This window comes from Isoptericola sp. Y581 (assembly GCF_059445475.1).
The window spans coordinates 130,495-154,425 of record NZ_JCAIUK010000009.1; the positions used below are offsets into that span (position 1 = coordinate 130,495).

Genomic DNA, 23,931 nt, shown 5'->3' on the forward strand with positions numbered 1-23,931 from the left:
GAAGCCCTCAGGGCGAAGATCTTCACCTTCCCCGACTCGACGTCCTCGTTCGCCGCGCCAACGTCGAGGAAGTCTGGCACCTTCGGACCCAAGCCCGCGCGATGACCTGCGCGGGCGTGCCATATTCCGGAGTGGGGGCATCGGTGGTTGTGAGTCACAGCTCGGCAGGTCGGAGCGCGCGTCGTCCGGGGGGCGGGCGGGTCCGGCGGGGGTGGTCCGTGCTCGCTGTGGTCGCACTCGGGCTGGCTGGCGCCATCATTCCTGCGACGTCGGCGTCTGCGGCGACATGGTCCATCGGCAAGGAGGTGGAGACCCCGGGACCGTACGTACCGGGCCAGCAGGTGACGTACGAGGTGCAGATCTCCTGCTCCGACCCATCCAGCCCGTGTCGGAATGCCGTGCTCACCGACGAGCTGCCCGAGGGGCTCGAGCTGGTCTCGGCGGCCATCGCGGGTGAGCCGTCCGGGATGAACGGCGATCTGACGGTCGATACCGACGGCGACGTCGTCACCGTGACGTGGCCCTCCTTCACGAACGGCGAGCAGGCGGCGATCGAGATCACCGTGCGAATCGACCCGGACCTGCCGTACAGCGGGAGCGGCGTCCCGATCGTCAACGCGGCGACCGTCGTCGCGGACAACGCGCCGGAGAACTCGGCGGACGCGCCCATCACGCCGGTGGTCGAGCTGCTCCTCGACTCGGAGACGACGAAGTCGATCGCCCCGGAGGGCGCCCTCGCGGCCCCTGGCGCGGCCGCGACCATGACCCTCGGGTCGACGAACACGACGAACGACCCGGTGGACACCCTGGTGATCCAGGACCCGGTGGACCCGACCGCCGACCCCAACCCCTTCACGTACCTCGAGTACGCCGGCACTGGCGACATCACGATGCCGCCGAACGCGACCGAGGTGACCCAGGAGTACTGGGACAGCGCCTCGTGGGAGCCCCTCGACGACTCCGTGGACCCCACCACCGTGCAGGGCGTGCGGTACACGTTCAGCGGCGACATCCAGCCCGGGGCGACGGCGGCCGTGCCCGTCGAGGTCCGGCAGAGCGAGGCTGTCAGTGAGCTCACCGACCCCCTCACCGTCACCAACGTGGCGTCGTCGTCCGTGACGGACGGCGACCAGGAGTCGGAGCCGACGACGGCGGACGACACGTACGTCGTCACTCCTCCCAACAACAGCGTCACGGCGAGCAAGAGCTTCGACCCGGCGACCGTGAGCGCGGGCGACCCGACCACGGTGACCATCGGTGCCACCAACACCGGCACGTCCGTGGCCGAGATGACGATCACGGAGCCGGCGCCGGACACGGCCAACCCGTTCACGGGCGACGACCCGCTCACGTTCACCGGATTCGGCCCGGAGGGCGACGGCACGGGCGTGCAGTGGCCCGACGGTGCCAGCGGGGCGAGCGTGACGTTCACCTGCGCCGACGGGTCCGCCCCGGCGCTCGACGCGACGGCGCCGGGCTCGTTGCCGAACCCGCCCGAGGGCTGCGTGGTCCACGGGTTCACGGTGACGTTCACGGGCGACCTGGCGACGGGGGCGGAGGCGTCGGTCCCGTTCACGGCGGACACCGACCCCGACCAGGACGCCGATGACGTCACGCACTCCAACACGGTCCGGGCGGCGGTGCCGAACGGCGAGCCCGCCGACGCCTCGGCCGACCTCGTGACGCTGGTGGACCGGCTCGCGACCGAGACGAGCAAGAACGTCTCCCCGTCCACGATCCCCGCGGTGTCGGGGCAGGGCGTCGTCGTGCAGCTCCCGACGCGGCTGCTCCCGTTCGGGCCGGACGGCTCGACGACGAACGCCGACCAGATGGTGATCCAGGACCCGGCCGACACCGCCGCCCCGACGGACTTCTGGGACCACTTCGCCGCCACGTCCGTGCGCTCCACCGACGTGCCCGCGAGCTCGACCCTGACGGTCAACTACTGGGACGGTGCGCAGTGGGTGGCCGCCCCCGGCTGCGGCCCCACCACGGGGCCGGCCACCGTGAGCTGCGACCTGCCCGAGGGTGCCCAGGGGGTGCAGTTCGTCTACGACTCCACCGGCGACGGGTTCCCGCCGGGCACCCAGTTCCAGCCCAACTTCGGCGCCGAGTTCACCGGCCCGGACGGATGGGACGACCCGCTGACGAACTGCGGCGCCTCCACCGCCTCCGCGGACACGGTGGAGCCGACGGAGCCGGCGGAGGGCTGCGACACCGTCGACCCGTTCCCCGTGGACGGCGACGGGCCGGGCGACTTCATCGCCAAGGACTTCCTGGGCGGGGACCCGCCCGACGTGCTGGCCCGCTCCGACGACCGGGTGACCGCGCAGATCACCTGGTCCACCGGAGGCTTCTCCGGCGTCGGCCCCCTGGTCCTGTCGGACATCGCCGACCCCGAGGGCACGGCGGTCGCGGACTCGTTCTACGAGGCGTTCGACCTGGTCCGCGTCGAGGCGATCGACGCCCGCATGGACCCGTTCATGAGGTACGACCAGGTCGAGTCCGTGGAGCTCTTCGTCGACGGCACCTGGGTGGAGGCGTCGGGCGACCCGTGCCCGCAGGCCTGCGACGGGACCTTCCCCGGCTACACGCTGACCGCCGCGGAGCGGGCGTCGGCCACGTCGGTGCGGCTCACGTACACGGAGTCGCCGTCCCGCGACGACGCCGACCCGACCGCGCCCCAGACCGGTGACGGGGTGGCCCGGTCGACGCTCGAGAGCGGCCGGCACCTGAACCTCACCTTCCAGGTGCGGGACGACCGGCGCAGCAACGGCGACCCGGTGCTCGGCTCCACGAACGAGACGATCTACAACCTCCCCGACGACGCGGGCATGGTCCGCGACACCGCCGCGGGCACGGCCACCTACGACGGCCGGGAGCACACCGACACCGACGCCGACGACGTGCTGATCATCGACCAGCCGCTCAACGTGTCCGTGACCAAGGACTGGACGGGCGGCCCGATCTCGGTGCCGCCGGCCGCGACGCCGGACGCGTACTACCCCAGCACCCACGTGGTCATCGAAGGCACCAACGAGTCGGCGGCCAAGGTGGAGCAGCTGCGCCTGGCCGACCCGGTGGCGCAGGGCTCGGGCGACGTGGTGACGGCGGACGGCACGAAGCCGTTCGACGCCTTCACCCTGCGGGCGATCGACCTCACCCCGCCCCGGGGCGCCACGAGCACCACCGTGACGGTGCACCACGACGACGACACCACCGCGACGTTCGACGAGGCGGCAGCGGAGGCTCTCACGGCCGCCGACCTCGCGGACGTGGTGGGCGTCGAGGCCGCGTACGACGGGCTGGTGGAGCCGGGCGCGGCGGGCACGATGGACCTCACGCTCCAGCTGCGCAAGACCGACCGGTACACCGGCGGCCCGGTCGACGTGGCGGGGTACGACCCGGTTCCCAACCGCGCGGCCGCGACGATCGACGACCCGGGCGGCGTCGCCGGCGGCGACGTCCGCGAGGCCGACGACGACGCGTCGATCCAGCTCCAGGACGCCGCCATCGACCTCGAGGTGGGCAAGTCGTTCAGCCCCGACACGATCGTCGAGCCCCGCACGGGCCCCGTCACGATGGTGCTCACGGGGAAGCCGGTGGGACCGTCGCGCACCGTGGAGATGGTGCTCACGGACGACGACCCGCAGTTCTGGAACCAGTACGGCTTCGTCGGCTTCGACGGCGCCAGGTTGACGGCCCCGATCCAGCGGGTGCAGGTGGACGCCTTCGTGGGCGCCAGCTTCTCCGGCGACCCGGGATCGTCGGACCCGGTCACCGTGACCGGCGGGGGCTGGGTCGAGGGCGAGGCGGCGTCCACGTTCGCGCTGCCCGACGGCGTGGCCCCCGGCGACGTCCAGGGCCTGAGGTTCACGTTCACCCGCACCGACGGGTCCGTCTGGGAGAACCCGGCCACGCCCTCGCAGCGCGTGCCGATCTCCGTGGAGCGGCGCGACGAGATGCGGTCGGGCGGTCCGGTCCTGCCGGACCTCGCGGCGAACCCGCCCGCGCCGGGCGAGGCTGCCCCGGGCGTCGCGAGCAACTCGGTGCAGGGCAGCGTCACCGGCGCCGACCTCGTCGTCGACCCGGACACCGGCGACACCGTTCCGGTGAGCGCGGACGACGAGGCCGAGGCGCCGATCCTGTACGAGCACTCGACCAACGGCGTGAAGATCGTCAAGGACTTCGACGGCGTGGTCTCCGGCGGGGCGAAGTCGCCCAACGCCGTCTTCCCGATGAACATCAGGGTGACCAACACCGGCGACCGCGCGGTCACCGACCCGGTGATCCTCGACGACCCGATGCCGTCGGACGACCGGGGGCCGCAGCTGCGGCTGGCCAATGTGGCCGAGCCCTTCTCCTATGCGCTGAGCGGCACGGACCCCGACCCCGCGACGCCTGATCTCCCCACGAGCGCGACGCAGGTGACGGTGGCGCAGGCGGGCGACATCGACAGGCTGCGGTTCACGTTCCCCGAGGGCTCGGTGCTCGAGCCGAACCAGACGTACACCGTCACGGTGACGGTGAGGTTCCGGGTCGGGCTGGAGCCGCAGGCCACGGTGCAGAACACCGCCGGCGTCACCGGCGACCGGCCCTGGGACGAGTGCGTCACCCGGTTGGACACGGAGACCGGCGCCTGCGAGGCGGACGCCGACGTCCACCCCACGGAGACGGCGGCCCTCGCGCAGTCGAAGCGCGTCAAGGCGACGGAGAACGACGAGCTGGGCGTCTTCGTCGACCCTGCCGCCGACCCCGACACCACGTGCGTCCCCGACGCGGCCGGCTTCTACGGGTACCCGTGCACGCCGATCGTGGCCCCGGGCCACGACGAGACGTGGCGCATCCGGATCGACAACGTCGGCAACGACCCGATCACCAAGCTCGTCGCGTACGACCGCATCCCCGCGCCGGGCGACACGGGCTCCTACGACACGACGCCGCGCGGCTCGCAGTGGCGGCCGTTCCTCTCCAACGAAAGGCCCCCGGTATTCCAGGACCTGCCGGCCGGCGCTCGCGGCACCGTCTACTACTCGGCGGCGACCGACTACTGCATGGACGACATCGAGGACCCGCTGGGCGAGCCGGTCTGCCCGACCGACGACCCGGCCACGGGCTGGGTGCCGCTGAGGAACGACATGTCGGACGAAGAGTTCGCCGCGATCCGGGCGCTGAAGATCGTGGTGACCTTCTCCGACGACCACCCGATGGCGCCCGGTGAGTTCGTCACGCTGGACAAGACGACGACCACGCCGGCGCGCGTTCCGGCGGCGGGGGACCGGTCGATCGCGTACGACTCGGCGGCGGCGGCGGCGGCGTACATCCGCCGGGACGGGTCGGTGCGCAACCTCCTGCCCACCGAGGGGCAGAAGGTCGGCGTCGCCACGGCGTCCGGCCCGTTGCAGGTGGACAAGATGGCGATCGGTGCGGGGCGGGAGTACGCGCCGGACTCGTTCGACCTCGAGGTGCGGTGCACGTCCGCCCCGGGTACGTGGGTGGAACGCGAGCTCGACCCGATCCCCATCACCGTCGTCCCTGGCGAACCGGTCACGGTGCCGAACCTGCCGTACGGCGCCGAGTGCACGATCACCGAAGGTGACAACGGCCAGACGGACCTCATCGTCGGCATGGTGACGATCGGTGAGGAGCCCGACCTCACGACCATCGTCGCGGTCAACGTCTACGAGCTCGCCGGCCTCGAGCTGTCCAAGACGGTGGAGAGCGACGCGGTCGACCAGGATGGCAACCCGATCGCCTACGGGCCGTTCGAGGCCACCGTGGAGTGCACGTTCCTCGGCGAGGAGGTGTACGCGGAGGGGTACGGGCCCGACACGCCGATGGTCGTGGAGCTGGCCGGCGACGGCACTCCGGTCGAGCTGACCGGCCTGCCCGCGAACGCCGAGTGCACGATCACCGAGACCGGCACTGCGGGCGCGCCCGGCACGTCGATGGCCGTGACGCAGGGAGACGACGACCCGGTCACCACGGACGGGACGTCGACGACCGTGACCCTCTTGCCGGACACCCCGGTGACCGGCGCGATCACCAACGAGGACGCCATCACGAACATCTTCGCCGTCGGTGCGATCAACCTCCAGAAGGTGGTCGAGGGCGAAGGCGGGGAGGCCTACGGATCCGGCCCGTTCCACCTGCAGGTGGTCTGCACCTACGACGCCGACGGCGACGGGCCGGGGGAGCCGGGCACCGTGTACGACGGCGAGGTGGTGCTCGGCGGCGCCGGTCCGCTCGAGATGCAGATCTCGAACCTGCCGGTGGGCGCGGAGTGCTCCGTCACGGAGACCGACGGTGGCGGCGCCACAGGGTCCGTCGTCGTGCCGGACACGGTGACGGTCGACGCCGACGAGGTCGCCCAGGTGGTCATCACCAACACGTTCGACGTCGGGACGATCGAGGTGGACAAGAACCTCGACGGCCTCGGCGCGCTCTACGGACCCGGACCGTTCGAGGTGACCCTCGCGTGCACCTACGGGGAGGACGCCGAGGGAGACCCGGTGACGATCGCCATCCCGGGCGGCGCCGTGCGGACCTTCGTGCCCGGCCAGCCGGCCGTGTACCAGGGCCTTCCGGTCGGGTCCGAGTGCACCGTCACCGAGACGGAGGACTTCGGCGCCACCGAAGTCACCATGAGCGTGGACGGTGGCGACCCGGTGGCCGGCACTTCGGTGGATGTCGTCGTGCCGCCCGCGAACGAGGACGGCTCGCCGGCCACCGCGAGGGTGACGGTGACCAACACGTTCCTCACCGCGCCCCTGCTGCTGGCGAAGGTGGTGGACGGCGACGCCGCGGACTTCGCACCAGGGATGCCGGACATCCCGCCACTCCCGGAGATGCCCGACGAGCCGGTGACGCCGGAGGAGCTCGCCGACCTGATCGCGCAGGTCGACGACTTCTACGCGCAGTTCCCGCTCGGGGGCATCCCGTACCAGGCCTCCCTCGAGTGCACCGTCCAAGGCGGAGACGTCCCGATCCCGGGCGGTCCGACGCGGCCCTTCGGGCCGGGCCTTCCGGGCGTGTACTTCGGCCTGCCGGTCGGGGCCGTGTGCTCCGTGACGGAGACCGAGGCCGGCGGCGCCACCTCGACGACCGTGCAGCCGGACCCGGTGCAGATCGATGAGCGTGTGCTGCCGGCCGACCCCCAGGTGGTCACGGCCACGAACACCTTCGACGCCGGCGCGATCCAGGTGGAGAAGGTCGTGGACGGCGACGGCGCGGAGTTCGTCACCGCACCGTTCGAGGTCTCCCTGGCCTGCACGTTCGAGGGGCAGGACATCGACATCCCCGACGGCGCGGCGCGCGAGCTCCACCCGGGCGACCCGGTCGGCTACGACGGCCTCCCGGTCGGCGCGGAGTGCGTCGTGACGGAGACCGATGACGGCGGTGCGGCCTCTTCGACCGTCTCGAGCGTCGACCCTTCGACAGGCTCAGGGGAGTCAGGCGGCGACCCGGGTGCGGTGACCGTCGCGGCGGGCGACGCCGTGCAGATCACGGTGACCAACACCTTCGACCCGCCGCCGCCGAACGCCGGCGGCGACCCGGGTGGTGGCCAGGGCGGGGACGACGGCTGGTCGCCGGGCTGGCTGCCGCGCACCGGTGCCGACGTCATGTGGCTCATCGGGATCGCGTTGTTCGTCACGGCTGCGGGCGTGGTGCTCGTGTCGGTCCGACGGCGTCACCAGCCCTGACAGGCGCCGTCGGATGCATGGATCCGCGAGCGGCCCGGGAGCTCCTCACCGGGCAGGATCTTGGCGCTGCACCTACCTTCGACATAGGTCGTGGCACGCGCAGAACGGCATGGCGCGGGCCTGCCTGCTCAAGTACCGCAGTCCGAGAAGAAGGAGCATGACATGGCGACTCTGACCGTCTGGAAGTTCGACTCCCCGACCGGTGCGCAGCAGGCCGAGGAAGCTCTGATGGCCCTGCAGAAGCAGGAGCTCGCCCAGGTCCTGGATGCCGCCGTCGTCTCCTGGGAGCCGGGCGCAAAGAAGCCCAAGACCCGCCAGCTGCATCACACGACCGGCTTCGGCGCCCTGGGTGGTGGCTTCTGGGGCCTGCTCTTCGGCCTGATCTTCTTCGTGCCGCTCCTTGGCGTGGCCGTCGGCGCAGCGGCGGGCGCGCTCGCGGGCTCGCTGACCGACGTCGGCATCGACGACGACTTCATCGACACGGTGCGCGGCCAGGTCACCGAGGGCACCTCGGCCCTGTTCGTGATGACGCAGGGCGTCGTCGTCGACCGGGTGAAGTCCGCGCTCGAGTCCCAGGGGATCAGGGGCCAGCTCATCGAGACCAACCTCTCGGCCGACGAGGAGGCCAAGCTCCGCGAGGTCTTCAACGAGGCCTGAGCACGGGTCGCCCGAAGGATCGGAGAGGGCCCACGATGGCCACGTTCACCGTCTGGAAGTTCGACACCCCCGAGGCCGCAGGAGAAGCCGCGTCGATCCTCAAGCATGCGGAGTCCGAGGGACTGATCACCGTGGTCGACCACGCGGTGGTGTCGTGGCCCGTCGGCCAGGCCACGCCGACGACGAAGCACAGCCACGACGACGAGCGGCGCGGCACCGGCTGGGGAGCCTTCTGGGGGCTGCTGCTGGGCGTGCTGTTCTTCATGCCGCTCATCGGCGCCGCGGCGGGCGCGGCGCTCGGCGCCCTCGCGAAGCACACCGAGGCCGTGGGGATCGACCGGACCCAGCTCGAGACCATCCGCGAGCAGGTCACCACGGGCACGTCGGCGCTGTTCGCCGTCACGCAGGACGGGGACACCGACCGCGTCGGCGAGCGGTTTCACGGCCTGCACGGCACCCTGATCGCCACCAACCTCACGGACGCGGAGCGCGCCGTGCTGCTGGAGACGTTCGGCTCCTGACCGGGAGGGTGCGGCAACGGTGCCGCACCCCCGAGACGACCGAGAGGGAGTACCGATGCGCCCCGGTCCCACGCCCCGGAACGCAGCCCTCGTGAGGTCCCGCGGATGGTGGTGGAAGACCCTGCTCGGGGGGATCCTCCTGTGGATCGTCACCGCGGGGGTCACGTACTCGACGCAGAACACGAACCTGGTGCCGACGGTCATCCTGCTGGGCAGCTTCCTCGTGCCGTTGGCCGTGGTGTTGTTCGTCGCCGAGCGGTCCCGCGGGATGCTCGACCCCGTGCTGCTGCTCATGGCGTTCTTCGTGGGCGGGATCTTCGGCGTGCTGGGCGCCTCGCTCCTCGAGTCGCACCTGTCGCCGGCGTGGTGGATGTACCTGGGCGTCGGGGCGATCGAGGAGCTGGTCAAGGCGGTCGTGTTCCTCGTCGTGGGTGCGCGCGTCGCGCAGAAGACTGGCCTCACGGGCGCGTGGCTCGGCGCGACCGTCGGCGCCGGCTTCGCCGCCTTCGAGTCCGCCGGGTACGCCTTCAACGCCGGGCTGACCACGCTCGGCAGGATCGACCTCGACTCGATGCTGCAGACCGAGGCGGTGCGCGGACTGCTGACGCCCGTGGGACACGTGCTGTGGACGGCCGTCCTCGGCGCCGCGATCTTCGGCGCGGCGTCCGCCGCGGGCCGGTACCGCCTCACCGGCAAGGTGGTCCTCGCGTACGTCGCGGTGGTGCTCCTGCACTCGCTGTGGGACTCGATGGGCTTCCTGGCCGCGTTCCTCGCACTCGAGGTCACGGGCGGGCTGCACCAGGCCCTCGACTACGGCCAGCTGTTGCCGGCCACCGCCGACGCGGCCTCGACGTACTCGACGATCTTCTACGTCCTCGGGCTGGCCGTGATCTCGGTCGTCGGGGTACTGCTCCTGCGCCGGTGGGCGCGCGCCCGCCCCGTGGCGTCCGCCGCTCGTGCCGGCGCCGCGATGTCGTAAGCAGGGCGAGCTCCTGGGTTTCGACAGGCTCAACCAGCGGGTTGCGACGAGCTCAGCCAGCGGTCGGCGTCGGCGTGGCTGTGCAGCCGCACGACCTGCAGGTGCGGGGCGTCGACGGCCAGCCGCTGGTCGAGTCCCCGCAGCTTGTGCCGGGTGTCCCACGCCCAGCGCACGATGTGGTCCCGGCTCGTGAAGAACGTGGCCAGCGGCGGCTCGACGTTGCCGTTCCACAGCTCGACGCGGTGCCGGCGCCGGTGCAGCGTGCGCCGCACCACCTGCGTCATGACGACGCGCACGGGCAGGTCGAGCCACACCAGCATCTCGGCGCGCTCCAGCAGCAGGGGTCGCACCTGGCGGTACTGCCACTCCGTCACCCACGCGTCGCCGGCGGCGAGCGCCCGCGCGTCGGCCTCGAACTCCGGCCGTGGCGTCCACGCGGGGCCGTGATGCAAAGCGTCGAGCTCGGTGTGCGGCACGCCGAGGGCCGTGGAGATCCGCCCGGCCAGCGTCGTCTTGCCCGCGCCCGACGTGCCGGCAACGAGGATCCGCCGGGGGTTCCGGACTGGCTGGGGAACCGGGGCGTGGTGGGGCATCCGCGGGAGCCTACGTGATCCGGGCGGCCAGCCGCGGGCCGCCGGCGTCATCGTGAAGACTCTTGCCATGCTGCTAGTACGGTATGGAGAAATCTGCCAACCGATCTGCCAACCTAGGGTCGTCGTCGACCCGGACGGACGGAGAGCTCATGCCGACCTCCTCGCACCCGCCGCACGCCCGGCCGCCGGAGCCGGCGGAGGCAGGGCTGCTCGAGGGGCGCGCCGACGACGAGGGCTGGTCGTCCGCCGCGGCCCTCCTCACCACGCCGGGGTCGGTGCGCGAGTTCGCCGACGGGCCAGATGCCGCCGGCCGGACGGGCGCCGCGAGCCTGTTCGACCTCGCGTCCGTGACCAAGGCGTTCGTCGCCGTCGCCGCGGCGACCGCCGTCGACGACGGGCTGCTCGACCTCGACGCGCCAGCCCGCGAGATGCTGGACGTCCCCGCGACGGCGAGCGGCGCGACGGCGCGCCAGCTGCTCACGCACTGCGCCGGCCTGCGCGACAGCTCGCTCGTCTGGCGCACGTCGTCCGACCCCGCCGCCGTGCTGGACGACGCCCTCGGCCCGCCCGTCGAGGCGCCCGGGTCCGTACACCGGTACTCGTGCCTCAGCTTCATCGTCCTCGGCCGGCTCCTGGAGGAGCTCACGGGCGAGCGGCTCGACCGCCTGGTCGCCGGAAGGGTCGCGGAGCCGATCGGTGCCACGGGGCTCCGGTGGTCGCCCGTGGGAGGCGACGGCGGCCCCGCCGACCCCACTGACCTCGTCCCGACCGAGCCGGGGACGCCGACCGGGCGGGTGCACGACGAGCTGGCCGCGGCGATCGGCCGCCCCGTGGGCAACGCAGGGCTGTTCGGCACGCTGGACGACGTCGCCCGGCTCGCGGGCCTGGTCGCGTCGCGCGGCGTCGCGGGCGGCCGCCGCGTCGTGAGCGAGGAGTCGTGGCGCGCGCTGGTCGAGCCGGACGCCGGCGCGCGACGTGCGGGGGCACCCTGGGGTCAGGCGCTCGGGCTGCGGCGGGGCGACCCGGGGTTCATGGTGACAGAGGACCAGGTGGGCCACACGGGGTTCACGGGGACGTCGTTCGTCGTCGACCTCGCGACGGGCGCGTCCGCCGTGCTGCTGACGAACCGGGTGCACGCCGGCCGAGGGGCGAGCGTGCAGCGGCGCCGTCGGCGGCTGGCGGCCGTCGTCGCTCGCGGGGCATCGCTGCCGGACAGGAACACGGAGGTGCGGGGATGACGGGGCGGACCACGACCGGCGACGGGCACGGCTTCGAGCTGCGCACGGACCTGCTGAGCCGGGTGGCGCACGCCCACGACGCCTCCCACTACCTGCTGCGCCCGGAGGCGGTGGTGCGCGCGCACGACCGCGACGGCGTGGTCGCGGCGATGCGCGAGGCCGACCGGCGCGGCCTGCCGGTGACGTTCCGCTCGGGCGGCACGAGCCTGTCGGGCCAGGCGTCGGGCGCGGGCATGCTGATCGACACGCGCACCCGGTTCACGCGGGTGCGGGTGCTGGACGGCGGGGAGCGCGTGCGCTGCGAGCCCGGCGCCACGCTGCGGCTGGTGAACGCCCACCTGGCCCGGCACGGCCGGCGCCTGGGCCCCGACCCGGCGAGCGAGATCGCGTGCACCGTCGGGGGAGTGGTCGCGAACAACTCCAGCGGCATGTCGTCGGGCATCACGCGTACCGCCTATCGGACCGTGGAGTCGATGACGGTGGTGCTGCCCAGCGGCACGGTCGTGGACACCGGCACCCCGGACGCCGACGCGCGCCTCTCCGCCGTCGAGCCCGCCCTCTACCGCGGCCTGTCCGAGCTGCGCGACCGCGTGCGCAGCAGCGCGACGATGCGCGCCGAGGTGGAGCGCCAGTTCGCGATGAAGAACACGATGGGCTACTCGGTCAACGCGCTGCTCGACCACGACACGCCGGCGAAGATCCTCGAGCACCTCATGGTCGGGTCGGAGGGCACTCTGGGCTGGGTCGCGGAGGTCACCTTCCGCACCGTCCCGCTGCTGACGAAGGTCGCGACCACGTTGCTCGTCTTCGACTCTCTCGAGCGGGCCACCGACGCGCTGGTGCCGCTGGGAGCCTCCGGGCCGGAGGCGATCGAGCTCATGGACGCCGCGTCGCTGCGCGTGGCGGCGCCCGACCCGAAGGCGGACGCGTCGATGCGGGCCCTCGCCCGGGGCGCGGGCATCACCGGCCAGACGGCGCTGCTCGTGGAGTACCGGGCCGCGACCGACGACGCGCTCGCCCCGCTGCAGGACGCCGCCCGCGCCGTCGTCGACAGCCTCGCGCTCGAGGTGCCCGCCACCCTCACGACCGACCCGGACACCCGCGCGCGCCTGTGGCGCGTGCGCAAGGGCCTGTACACGGCGGTCGCGGGCGCGCGCCCGGCGGGGGCGACGGCGCTGCTGGAGGACGTCGTCGTGCCGGTGCCGGACCTCACCGCGACCGTGCGCGACCTGGGCGGCCTGTTCGCCCGGCACGGGTACGACGGGACCCTCAACGACGAGGCCGTGACGTTCGGGCACGCCAAGGACGGCAACCTGCACTTCATGATCACGCCGCGGCTGGGCGACGCGGCCGAGCTGGACCGGTACGCGGCGTTCAGCGACGACCTTGTCGACCTGGTCCTCGGGCACCGGGGTTCGCTCAAGGCGGAGCACGGCACCGGCCGCATCATGGCGCCGTTCGTGCGCCGCCAGTACGGCGACGACCTGTACGCCGTGATGCGCGAGATCAAACGCCTGCTCGACCCCCGCGGTCGCCTCAGCCCGGGCGTGATCATCACCGACGACCCGCGCGAGCACCTGCGCGACCTCAAGATCGAGGCGTCCGCCGGCGGCGAGGACGCGCCGTTGGTGGACCGCTGCGTGGAGTGCGGGTACTGCGAGCCCGGCTGCCCGTCGCGGACGGTGACCACCACGCCGCGGCAGCGCATCGCGCTGCTCAAGGAGCTGGCGGTGGCGCCCGAGGCCGAGCGTGAGGAGCTGCAGCGCGCCTACCAGTACTGGGGCGTGGAGACCTGCGCGGCGGACTCCATGTGCGTGGAGGCGTGCCCGGTGGGCATCGACACGGGCATCGTGATGAAGGGGCACCGCGCGCGGTCCCAGCCCGCGCTCGTGCGCAAGGGCGGCGAGGCGCTGGCAGGCAGCTGGGGGCCCGTCGTGGACGTGCTGCGCGGCGCGCTCGGCGTGGTGCAGGCGGTACCGACGCCGGTGGTGCGGGTGGTGTCGGAGGTCGCGCGGGGTGTCGTGGGCACCGACGTCGTGCCGCGGGTGGACGACGACCTGCCCGGCCCGGGCCCGCAGCGCGACGAGCGCGACCTGGTGGCCGCTGACGGCGGTGCACCCCGGGCCGTCCTGTTCGCGTCGTGCATGGGCGAGCTGTTCGCCCCGGCCTCGCCGGTTGAGCCTGTCGACACCCCGCTGGTTGAGCCTGTCGAAACCCCGCCGGTTGAGCCTGTCGAAACCCGACGGCCGGGGCTGGGTGCCGAGGCGGCGCTGCGCGCGCTGTGCGAGCGGGCCGGCGTCGGCCTCGTCGTCCCGGAGGGCATCGGTGGCCTGTGCTGCGGCACCCCGTGGGTGAGCAAAGGCCTGCCCGACGGCGCGGCGAGGATGGCGCGCCAGGTGCTCGACGCCCTGTGGACGTCCACGCGCGGGGGCGAGCTGCCCGTGGTGTGCGACGCGTCGAGCTGCACGCACGGGCTGGTCGAGACGCCGCACCACCTGTCGCCCGAGGACGCCGAGCGGTTCGCGAAGCTGCGCATCGTCGACGCCGTGACGTTCGCGCGCACGGACGTGCTGCCGGCGCTCGCGGCCAAGGGCGTCGACGTCGACCGGCTGCCGAGCGTCGTCGTGCATCCCACGTGCGCCACCGTGCACCTGGGCGCGGTGGACGACCTGCGCGCCGTCGCGGCCGCCGTCGCAGACGACGCCGTGGTACCCGCCGCCTGGGGCTGCTGCGGCTTCGCCGGCGACCGCGGCATGCTGCACCCGGAGCTCACCGCGGCGGCGACACACGCCGAGGCGGCGGACGTCGCGGCGGGCGAGCGCGGGCTGCCGGGCGGCCGGTACGACGCCTACGTCTCCTCCAACCGCACCTGCGAGATGGGCATGTCGCGCGCCACGGGCAGGGACTACGTGCACGTGCTGGAGCTGCTGGAGGCGGCGACGCGCTGAGACCCACCCGTCGAGGAGTCTCAACCCTCGAGGTCGAGCACGGCCTCCAGTTCGGCCACGCTCGGGAGCGCGGCGCGCGCGTCGTCGGGCAGGCCTGGTAGCGCAGCCGTTCGGTAGAGAGGACTACCCGGACCCACCGGAAGGCTGTGCTCTCCTCATCTGCGCGGCTGCCCTCCGCGCCGATGTCCACGACGTCCACGACATGCGCCGATCCTGCGGCGACCACCCTGCAGCGACGTCCCTCGACGACACACCAAGGGTCGGGCCAGAGTGAGAGGTCACCCATGCCGCGGGCGATGCTGGTGTGCCGCAATCAGCCGGCGGCGCTCACGCGGAGATCCCGTTGAGTTCGACCTCAGCACTGGATGCGACTTGTGTCGTGGCAAGGAAATTCGTCATGACTTCCACGCTAAGAGGACTATTCACGGTGACCGTCCCAGGCGGTCGAGCTCGAGGTTCGTGACGATGCGGATCGCGCGGGGTGGTTCGGCGAGTCGTCCGCGGTATCCGGTGGCGAGCCCGGCGCTGCGATCACGCAGCCGTGGACGTGGTGGGGGTGTCGGAGCGGTAGGAGTGCCCGAGTTGGGTGCTGAGTCCGAAGTAGTGACGGAAGCTGTAGATCAGCGGCTCCCATACCCCGGGATCCACATGGCCGGTGCCCGGCACCACGATCTGCTCAGCGGCGTGGACCCGGCTCACGGCCACCTCGATGATCATGAACCCGCCCGCTGCCCCAGGGATCACGTTCACGGCTTCACCTTCGAGCTGGAACGGGCACTCCGCCACCCGCGGTGGCCGGACCGTCGCGGACGGGGCGGGGGTCAACCCCGCGGCACCGAATTTGTCCGGTTCGAACCTCATTCCAGCGGGTTTGCTCGCCGGGACCGGGAACCGCCCCGTCAACGACGCCAGCCGTTCAATGTTCGCCCACGACCCCGCGGACGGCACACTTACGACCAGCTCAGGTCGTTCGAGAAGATTCGCGACGGTCTGACCGGCTGAGCCGATCCCGAGAACCAGGGTGTGGCCCAGCGCCCATGCCGAGGAGATCGGCGCGAGGTTGAACGTCCCGTCGGAGTTCTCGGTCGTGACCAACACCACCGGGGTTCCGAAATACAGAATGTTCGGCTCGATCACGACAAAGCCGTCAGCACCAACCTGTGATTCGACGTCAACAGCACTACTCATGCCGTCCAGCGTAAATGCTGGACACTTCGGTCAGAGGCGAACTATGCCGCACGACGTGCTCCGCGCTTCGACGGGACTGGTGCACGGAGAGGTGACGCCCCACGTGTGGTGCCGTGAGGCGCTGCTGGAGGGATGTGTCCCGTGCCCAGACAGACCCCGTCCCAACGAGTTCCGCGACGACGTCGTCGCGATCGCTCGGCAGGGCGATACCCGGGTCGCGCAGGTCGCGAAGGGCTTCGGCATCAGCGAGTCGTGCTGGCGTAGCTGGCTGCAGGCCGCCGATGTCGAGGACGGCGCCAAGCCGGGGCGCGACCGCGTCGGAGTCGGCGGTCGAGCCCGTCGTGGTCTCGACAGGCTCGACCGACGATGACGGGCTCAGCGGACGGGGCGCACCACCATGGCCGCGCCGCCGCCGCGGCGGCGCGGCTCGGACACGGCGGTCAGCAGGCCGTCGTCCCCGATCTGCACGGCGGTGGCGGCGCCGATCTCGGCGGCCGACGTGAACTGGTCGCCCGCCGCCACGAGCGTGTGCCCGTACGCCTCGAGCGCGGGGCCGTACGCCTCGATGAACTCGGGCTCGGCGGTGACCGACGCGGTGTTGCGCTGCGCGGCGCGCGGGGCGGCGAGGGCTTCGCCGATCGGCATGCCGCGGTCGAGGTGGTTGGTGAGCGTCTGCAGCACCGTCGTGATGATGGTGGAGCCGCCGGGGGAGCCGAGCGCGAGCACGGGCTCGCCGTCGCGCAGCACGATCGTGGGCGCCATGGACGACCGGGGCCGCTTGCTGGGCTGGATGCGGTTCGGGTCGGCGGCGTCCCACACGGGGGAGAAGTCGGTGAGCTCGTTGTTGAGCAGGAAGCCGCGGCCCGGCACCACCATGCCTGACCCGCCTGTCTGCTCGATCGTCAGGGTGTACTCGACGACGTTGCCGCGCTTGTCCACGACGGTGAGGTTGGTCGTCGAGACGTTCTCCGTGTCGGTCTCGACGGGGGCGACGGTCTCGCCGCACTCGGCGTCGTCGGCGTCGACGTCGCCCGGCGCGACCGGCTTCATCGCCGCCGTCTCCGGGTCGAGGAGGCAGGCCCGCTCGGCCGCGAAGTCGTCCGACAGCAGGGTGTCCAGCGGGACGTCGACGAAGGCGGGGTCACCCACGTACTTGCCGCGGTCGGCGAACGCGATCGCGCTGGCCTCCAGGTAGTGGTGCAGGTACGCGGCGTCGTCCATGGCGGCCAGGTCGAAGGTCTCGAGGAGGTTCAGCGACTCGCCGACGGTCGAGCCGCCGCTGGACGACGGGGCCATGCCGTAGACGTCGTAGTCGCGGTAGTCGGAGCGGGTCGGGTCCTGGAGCAGCGCCTCGTACCCGGCGAGGTCGTCGAGGTCGAGATGGCCGGGCGGGACCGGCAGGTCGGTGCCCGGGGTGGTCCGCGGGTGCTGGACGACGCCGACCATCTCGGCGGCGAGCCGGCCGCCGTAGAAGGCGCCCGTGCCGCGCCTGGCGAGCAGGTCGTACGTGTGCGCGAGGTCCCGGTTGCGGAACGTGCTCCCGACCGCGGGCGGCTCGCCGCCCGGCAGGAACAGCTCGGCCGTGGCGGGGAAGGCGGCGAAGCGCTCGGCGTTGTCCGCCGTCTGGTCGTGGAACGTCTGGTCGACGACGAACCCGCGCCGCGCGAGCTGGGTGGCGGGCTTGAGCGCCTTCCGCAGCGAGTACGTGCCCCACTCGTCGAGCGCCGCATCCCACGTGGCGGGCGTGCCCGGTGTGCCGACCGACACTCCGCTGGTGACGAGCTCCGGCGTGAACGGGTACGGCTCGCCTGTGGCCGGGTCGATGAACGCGTCGTTCGGCATGTCAGCCGGGGCGGTCTCGCGGCCGTCGATGGTGTGCACCTCGCCGCTGCGGGCGTCGTAGTAGACGAAGTACCCGCCGCCGCCGACGCCCGCGCTGTACGGCTCCGTCACGCCGAGCGCGGCCGCGGCGGCCACTGCCGCGTCGACGGCGTTGCCGCCCTTGCGCAGCACGTCCAGCCCGACGCGGCTTGCCTCCGGGTCCACGGTGCTGATCGCGCCCCCGTACCCGACGGCGGTGGGCACCTTCTCGTCGTCGCGGGGGTGGGCGCCCGCCGCGGTGGACCCGACGAGGGCGGTGGTGGCCGCCAGGGTGAGGGCGGCGAGGCCGGCGGCGGGTCTCGACAGGCCCGACCGCCCTGGCCGGAGCGGGCGAGCGGAACGACGGTGGTCCATGACGCCTCCTGGCAGGGGTGGGTAGGGGCCTCCGGACCACCGTGCCGCGTCCCGGCCCAACTCGCGCGCGGGGGCGTGAGGTCGGCCGGGACGGAGCGCCCCTCGGTCAGAGGCGCCACTCCGTGCGGTACTCCGGGTGTCGCGCGTACGGGAGCGCGAGCGACCGGAGGATGCGGTCGCCGACGAAGGCGATCCCGCTTTCCGTGCGGGCCGTCACGGCCCGGTCGAGGTCCACGGTCATGTCGAGCCCGGTGGCCTCGTAGGCCAGCTCCACGACGCGCCGCTTCGACTCGCACTCGGCCGCCGCCCGAGTGGACCACCGGTCGTCGACGTCCGCAGCCGCGGCCTCGTCGTCAGCGATCCGAGCGAGCAGGAACTCCGTGAGCGTCATGGGGCCATCTTCCCCCGGGGCGGGTCATCGTGGTGTGACATCCGCGCTACCGCGGGCCGGGCACCACCGGCAGGTGCAGAGCCTGCTCGGCGGGACCGGACGTGACGGTGGCATGGTTCGCGAACGAGCACCGTGACGAACAGCACGAGCTGGCCGCGGGCGCCGAGGCGCTGGGTCGGGAGCGGCGGAGGACCGTGGTCCGGCTTGGTCACAGCCGTTTCGCCAGGAACAGCGAGTCCCCGTGCGCCTCGTCCCGCTCCACGCGGCCGGTCTCGACGAACCCCACCTTGGTCAGCACCCGGCGGGACGCGGCGTTCCAGTCACGGACCGTGGCCCACAGACGCCGGTACCCCGACTCCCGCGCCCGGTCGAGCACCGCCCGGGCCGCCTCGGTCGCGTACCCCTGACCCCAGGCCCTCTGCAGGAACTCGAACGCCAGCTCCGGCTCGTCGGCCGGGCCGTGGGTGTTGGCGATCAGCCCGCAGTAGCCGATGGCGTCGCCGGAGCCCTTCCGTTCCGCCGCCAGCAGCTCGAGCGACCGGGAGGGCGAGCCCTGGCGGATCCAGCCCTCGACGTCCGCGAGGGACGGGCGCCCCGCGGCGTCGATCCGGCGGTGCGCGGGGACGCGCGGGTCGCGCTCGGCCCACATCTCGCGCTGGATCGCGGCCTCGGACACGTGCCAGGGCCGGAGCAGCAGCCGTTCGGTCTCGAGCACGGTCTCGGGCTCGGGAACGGGAACGGTCGACGCACCCGCTCGGCGGAGGATCTCGTCGACGACCCGATCCTGGGGCCGGGTGGCGTCGACGACGATGCCGTCCGGCGGGATGTCTTCCTTCGTCCGGTGCAGGCGCACCGCCACGTCCCGTTCCGCCTGCTTCCCGCCCCACTCGTCCTCCGGCCGCCGCTCGAGGCGTCGGAGCAGCGTCTCGAGGTCGACCTCGAGGACGAAGACACCGTCGAACAGGTCGATGAACCGGGAGGAGTTCCGGGAGCCGCCGCAGAAGAACGTCACCTCGTCCTCCTGGTCGGCGACCAGGGCCCGCACCGCGTCGACGCGCCACACGTGGTGCTCGTGCGCGAAGCCGCCCGTGGGTTCGCCGGTCTCCGGGTCGCCCTGATAGGCCAGCTCTCGGTCACCGTGGACGGCGCGGAACCCGCGCCGCTGCAGCTCGGTGGCGACCGACGTCTTGCCGGTGCCGGAAACGCCCTCGACCAGGTAGTTCCGCACGCCCATCGCCCGACCCTACAAGGGCGCGCGAGGCCGCCGGCGGGGCCGCCACCGCACTCCCGCTCGCTACCGTTGCCCCTGCAGCTCGCAGGTGCGCGAGCGAACGAGGCCAGGCGCGTAGGGGGGCACGGCGTTGGTAACGCTACCAGGGACGGTCACCGCGGTCGACATCGGCGGGACGCACGTGTCGTCCGCGATCGTCGACCCGGCGCTCGGCATCCACGAGGAGCGGCGGGTGCCGCTCGACGCCGACGGCGGCGTGGACGACCTCCTGGACCGCATCGCGGAGTGCGCGAGCGACCACAGCCGAGGGACCGACGGCGTCGCCGTGGCTATCCCGGGGCCGTTCGACTACGCCCGTGGCGTCGGCGACTTCCGGGGAGTCGCGAAGTTCGGCCTGCTCAGCGGCGTCGACGTCCGCGCCGCGCTCGCGGAGCGCTGGGGCCGCCCCCCGGACAAGCTGCGCTTCCTCAACGACGCCGAGGCGTTCGGCCTGGGGGAGTGGGTGGCCGGAGCCGGTGAGCGCGCGGGGCGCTGCGTCGCGCTGACCCTCGGCACGGGTGTCGGCAGCGCCTTCATCGACCACGGGCGGTGCGTGAGCTCCGGGTCGGAGGTGCCGACCGACGGGAATCTCCACACGGTCGAGGTCGACGGCGTACCGCTGGAGGAGCGCGTCTCCCGCCGCGCGCTGATGCAGTCCTACCGGGACCGCACCGGTCGTGACGCGGACGTGGCGGACATCGCCGGGCGCGCTCGGGTGGGCGACCGGCACGCCTCCGACGTCCTCGCGTCCGGCATGCGGACGCTCGGCCGGGCCCTCGCCCCGTGGCTCGTGCGCTTCGGGGTGGACCGGCTGGTCGTCGGCGGCTCCATGGCGGAGTCCGCCGATCTGCTGTTCCCGCCGCTGCGCAGCCAGCTCACGGCGTCGACGGGCACCGCGGCCCGCATCCGGCGAGGCGTCCTGCCGGCAGAACGGGCCAGCATGATCGGCGCGGTGGTCGGGACGTCGAGCCCGTAGCGAGCGCTCGGTGCGTCTGCGCGGTCCTTGCGCCGCTCGCGTTGGTAACGTTACCGTGACGCCGACCCGCTCCGCGTGGCGCCTCCTTGTCCTGCTGCCGGGGGTGCCACCACCCCGAGAGGAGACCTGGTGTCAGAGACGACACGGATTCCGAACGCGATCAGCAGGCGTGCACTTCTTCGCACCACGGGAGTCGCGGGCGCACTCGCGCTGCTGCAGGGGTGCGCACGCGGGTCCCTCACCCGGGCCGCGCCGGGCCCCGACGTGACGTTGACGAGCGACAACCCCAGCTGGACCCCCGGCTTCACGAGCGCGGCCGAGGTGCTGAGCGCCAAGGTCGGCCACGGGATCGCCGTGCGCGCCAATCCCGACACCAGCAGCTACCAGCAGATCGTGCGGACGGCTGCGCGCACGGACTCCACCACGGACCTCGTGAAGTGGTGGAACGGGTATCGGCTGCGCGACGTGGCACGCAGCGGGGTCTTCGTCGACCTGTCTCAAGCCTGGGACAAGGCGGAGTCGCACGGTTGGGTCAGCCCGAGCATGCGCGAGAGCTTCAGCCACGAGGGCAGGCCCTATGCGGTCCCGCTCTACCAGTCCTACTACGCGATGTACTACAGCAGGCCCGCGTTCGAGAAGCTCGGCCTGCGGGAGCCGCAGACCTGGGACGAGCTCATCGCCGTCGCCGAGGAGCTCCGGGACGCGGGGATCACCCCGATCATCAGCGGCGGGATCAACACCTGGGAATCGCTCATCTGGTTCCAGCAGCTGGTCAACGGCATCGATCCCGAGTTCTACACGGAGCTGACCGAGGGCCGCGCGTCGTACCTGGACGACGTCGCCGTGGAGGCGATGGAGACGTGGGTCGAGATGTACGACCGCGGCCTGTTCTCGTCCCCCGACACCGGAGGGACGGAGAACCCCGGGCGCTTCCAGGAGGCGTCTGCCGGGATGCACCTGTACGGCACCTGGGACGCCAACTCCTACGTCCGGGCAGGCCTCGGTGACGTCTTCGGCCTGTTCATGGTGCCGCCGAAGAACCCGTCGGCGCCGCTCACCCTCCTCACCGAGAGCGGCGCCCTCGCCGTCGCGGAGAACGCGCACAAGCGGGACGAGGCGCTCGCGGTGGCGGGATCGTGGTTGGACACCGACGTGCAGCACGCCTGGGTCGATTTCCTGGGCGACCTGTCGGCGAACCCCGCGGCGCTGCCGTCGATCCCGGCGGTGCGCGAGTTCGGCGCGACCGTCGCCGACGCCGAGCCCCTCCTGGCCACCCGCTACTGGGAGGCGTCCCCTCCGGTGATGGTCGAGGGCAACGTCCAGGAGCTCGGAGCATTCATGGCCGAGCCGACGTCGGGCATGGCCCGCTCCGCGTTGCGGCGCATGCAGGACCGCGCCGAGGCCGAGTGGAAGAGGTGGGAGCTGTGACCCGGTACCGCAAGGGCGTCCGCGGCCGCCCCGGCGCGGCTGCCCCCGCGAGACCCGGAACCGCCACCCGCGTGCAGCTCGCGCTGTTCCTCGCCCCGGCGGTCCTCCTGGTGACCGTGCTGCTCTTCCTGCCGTTCGCGTTCACCGCGTACCGGAGCTTCTTCAACGACGACGGCCTGCAACGCAGCTGGGTCGGGCTCGAGAACTACATCTCCCTGATCACCGACGAGTCGTTCACGCGTGCCCTGCTGAACACCGCGATCTGGACGGTCGGCACGCTGCTGCTGCCGGTGCTGCTGGGACTGCTGATCGCCGTCGGCACCAACAACATGAGCTGGGGGCGCATCGCACGCTTCGCGGTCGTGCTGCCGTACGCGCTGTCCGGCGCGACGACGGCCATCCTGTGGAACTTCATGCTCCAGTCGGACGGTGCCGTCAACGACATGCTCGCCCTGCTCGGGCTCTCGGGCTTGCAGCAGGAGTGGCTGCTCGACTGGCCGATGAACACCATCGTCATGATCATCGCGACCACCTGGCAGGCCACCGGGGCGAACATGATCCTCTTCCTGGTCGGGCTCCAGTCCATCCCCACGGAGACGATCGAGGCCGGCCGGCTGGACGGGGCCAGCGGACTGCGGCTGCTGGGCAGCGTGATCCTGCCGCAGCTGAAGCCCATCACCATCGTCGTGATCGGGATGTCCCTGGTCGCGAGCCTCAAGACCTTCGACATCGTCTGGCTGCTGACCAAGGGCGGGCCGGGGACGGCCTCGGAGACGCTCGCTCTGACGATGTTCCGGCAGACGTTCACGCTCAGCCGGTACGGCTACGGGGCCGCGGTCGCCGTGGTGCTCACGGTGATCGTGCTCGCCGCCTCCTGGGTCTACCTGAGCCGCCAGCTGCGGACCAACCGTTGAGGAAAGGGGCGTAGCGATGAGACGAGGACTGCACGGTGCCTTGCTCGCAGTCGTAGCTTTTGTCTGGCTGATCCCCTCCTATCTGGCGGTGGTGAACGCCTTCACCTCCCCCGCCGACTATGCGGGGCCGCGATGGTGGTTCACGTCCTTCTCGTTCTTGGACAACCTCCGCGTCGCTTTCGAGGCCTCCGCCATCGGCCAGGCGATGTGGAACACCTTGCTGTACGCCACGGGCGCGGGGGTGCTTTCCGTCGGTATCGCCGCGCTGGCATCTTTCGCCGTGGTGATCATGCCGGTGAAGCGGCCCGCGCTGTGGTTCTGGATCGTCTACGTCGGGACACTCCTGCCGCTGCAGGTCTTCCTCTCGCCGCTGTTCAACGGCTATGCCGCGTCGTCCCTCTACGACACGCAGTACGGCATGCTGCTGATCTACACGGCCGTCGCCATTCCGTTCGCCTTCTTCGTCATTCGCAACTACATGACGACGGCGCCGAAGGAGATGATGGAGGCCGCCCAGCTCGACGGCGCGAGCTGGATCATGATGTTCTTCCGCATCCACCTGCCGCTGGCACGAGGCGCCCTGCTGGCCGCCTTCCTCTTCCAGTTCCTCGCCACCTGGAACGACCTGCTGTTCGGCATCACCCTGTCGACCAGCCCGAACGTGCGCCCGCTGATGGCCGCGCTGGCCGAGCTCAACGGCCAGTACGCGGGCCTGGGCCCGCCCGTCATCCTGGCCGCCGGCATCGTCGCCTCCGTGCCGACGGCGCTCCTCTTCCTCACCTTCCAGAGGTTCTTCGTGAGCGCCCTGCGCCTCGCGCCCTGACCCCGACGACCGACTCGACCGACCCTGACCGACCTCGACCCGCACCTTCACCTTGATGGGGATTCCT

The 23,931-nt window shown here is 72.1% G+C and carries 16 protein-coding genes; 11 read left to right on the plus strand and 5 right to left on the minus strand.

The window, feature by feature from the left end; genetic code table 11:
- The first annotated feature begins 305 nt into the window (after positions 1-305).
- The 4 genes from AC1C2W_RS17430 to AC1C2W_RS17445 all read left to right on the plus strand — a co-directional run bounded on the left by AC1C2W_RS17430 (position 306) and on the right by AC1C2W_RS17445 (position 9,860).
- Complete coding sequence (locus AC1C2W_RS17430; RefSeq protein ID WP_495413825.1) at positions 306-7,703, plus strand: DUF5979 domain-containing protein; 7,398 nt, start codon at positions 306-308, stop codon at positions 7,701-7,703.
- A 162-nt stretch (positions 7,704-7,865) separates the two neighbouring features.
- A complete protein-coding gene (locus tag AC1C2W_RS17435; RefSeq protein WP_495390736.1) occupies positions 7,866-8,360 on the plus strand; it encodes a DUF1269 domain-containing protein in 495 nt (164 codons plus the stop codon).
- Positions 8,361-8,395: 35 nt separating this feature from the next.
- Entirely contained in the window at positions 8,396-8,881 is a 486-nt protein-coding gene (locus AC1C2W_RS17440; RefSeq protein WP_495413826.1) for a DUF1269 domain-containing protein, read from the plus strand.
- 91 nt (positions 8,882-8,972) lie between these two features.
- Positions 8,973-9,860 (plus strand): PrsW family glutamic-type intramembrane protease, encoded by an 888-nt coding sequence (locus tag AC1C2W_RS17445; RefSeq protein WP_495413827.1) that lies wholly within the window; start codon positions 8,973-8,975, stop codon positions 9,858-9,860.
- Positions 9,861-9,889: 29 nt separating this feature from the next.
- Here AC1C2W_RS17445 and AC1C2W_RS17450 read toward each other — a convergent pair whose 3' ends face one another.
- On the minus strand, positions 9,890-10,453 hold the full coding sequence (locus AC1C2W_RS17450) for a P-loop NTPase family protein (protein WP_495413828.1): 564 nt from the start codon (positions 10,451-10,453) through the stop codon (positions 9,890-9,892).
- 149 nt (positions 10,454-10,602) lie between these two features.
- Here AC1C2W_RS17450 and AC1C2W_RS17455 point away from each other — a divergent pair, with 149 nt between their 5' ends.
- Both AC1C2W_RS17455 and AC1C2W_RS17460 read left to right on the plus strand, forming a co-directional pair.
- A complete protein-coding gene (locus AC1C2W_RS17455; protein ID WP_495413829.1) occupies positions 10,603-11,691 on the plus strand; it encodes a serine hydrolase domain-containing protein in 1,089 nt (362 codons plus the stop codon).
- Positions 11,688-14,639 (plus strand): FAD-binding and (Fe-S)-binding domain-containing protein, encoded by a 2,952-nt coding sequence (locus AC1C2W_RS17460; protein WP_495413830.1) that lies wholly within the window; start codon positions 11,688-11,690, stop codon positions 14,637-14,639. Before AC1C2W_RS17455 ends, AC1C2W_RS17460 begins: the two co-directional genes overlap by 4 nt.
- A 531-nt stretch (positions 14,640-15,170) precedes the next feature.
- Here AC1C2W_RS17460 and AC1C2W_RS17465 read toward each other — a convergent pair.
- The gene (locus tag AC1C2W_RS17465) at positions 15,171-15,827 is read right to left on the minus strand and encodes a flavin reductase family protein (protein ID WP_495390730.1); all 657 of its coding nucleotides are present in this window, start codon (positions 15,825-15,827) and stop codon (positions 15,171-15,173) included.
- Positions 15,828-15,870: 43 nt separating this feature from the next.
- Between AC1C2W_RS17465 and AC1C2W_RS17470 the strand changes: the two genes are divergently transcribed.
- On the plus strand, positions 15,871-16,197 hold the full coding sequence (locus AC1C2W_RS17470; protein ID WP_495390729.1) for a transposase: 327 nt from the start codon (positions 15,871-15,873) through the stop codon (positions 16,195-16,197).
- 5 nt (positions 16,198-16,202) lie between these two features.
- Here the strand turns inward: AC1C2W_RS17470 and ggt are convergent, their stop codons facing one another.
- From ggt to AC1C2W_RS17485, 3 genes are all read right to left on the minus strand, one after another.
- Positions 16,203-18,062, minus strand: coding sequence for a gamma-glutamyltransferase (gene ggt, locus AC1C2W_RS17475; RefSeq protein ID WP_495413831.1), 1,860 nt, complete (start codon positions 18,060-18,062; stop codon positions 16,203-16,205).
- A 106-nt stretch (positions 18,063-18,168) separates the two neighbouring features.
- The gene (locus AC1C2W_RS17480) at positions 18,169-18,453 is read right to left on the minus strand and encodes a DUF6221 family protein (protein ID WP_495390727.1); all 285 of its coding nucleotides are present in this window, start codon (positions 18,451-18,453) and stop codon (positions 18,169-18,171) included.
- Positions 18,454-18,661: 208 nt separating this feature from the next.
- The gene (locus AC1C2W_RS17485) at positions 18,662-19,687 is read right to left on the minus strand and encodes a GNAT family N-acetyltransferase (protein ID WP_495390726.1); all 1,026 of its coding nucleotides are present in this window, start codon (positions 19,685-19,687) and stop codon (positions 18,662-18,664) included.
- A gap of 127 nt (positions 19,688-19,814) precedes the next feature.
- Here AC1C2W_RS17485 and AC1C2W_RS17490 point away from each other — a divergent pair, with 127 nt between their 5' ends.
- From AC1C2W_RS17490 to AC1C2W_RS17505, 4 genes are all read left to right on the plus strand, one after another.
- On the plus strand, positions 19,815-20,699 hold the full coding sequence (locus AC1C2W_RS17490; RefSeq protein ID WP_495390725.1) for an ROK family protein: 885 nt from the start codon (positions 19,815-19,817) through the stop codon (positions 20,697-20,699).
- Positions 20,700-20,963: 264 nt separating this feature from the next.
- Positions 20,964-22,127, plus strand: a complete 1,164-nt coding sequence (locus AC1C2W_RS17495; protein WP_495413832.1) for an ABC transporter substrate-binding protein — start codon at positions 20,964-20,966, stop codon at positions 22,125-22,127.
- Entirely contained in the window at positions 22,124-23,041 is a 918-nt protein-coding gene (locus AC1C2W_RS17500) for a carbohydrate ABC transporter permease (RefSeq protein ID WP_495390723.1), read from the plus strand. Before AC1C2W_RS17495 ends, AC1C2W_RS17500 begins: the two co-directional genes overlap by 4 nt.
- 88 nt (positions 23,042-23,129) lie before the next feature.
- Complete coding sequence (locus AC1C2W_RS17505; protein ID WP_495390722.1) at positions 23,130-23,864, plus strand: carbohydrate ABC transporter permease; 735 nt, start codon at positions 23,130-23,132, stop codon at positions 23,862-23,864.
- Positions 23,865-23,931 lie beyond the last annotated feature (67 nt).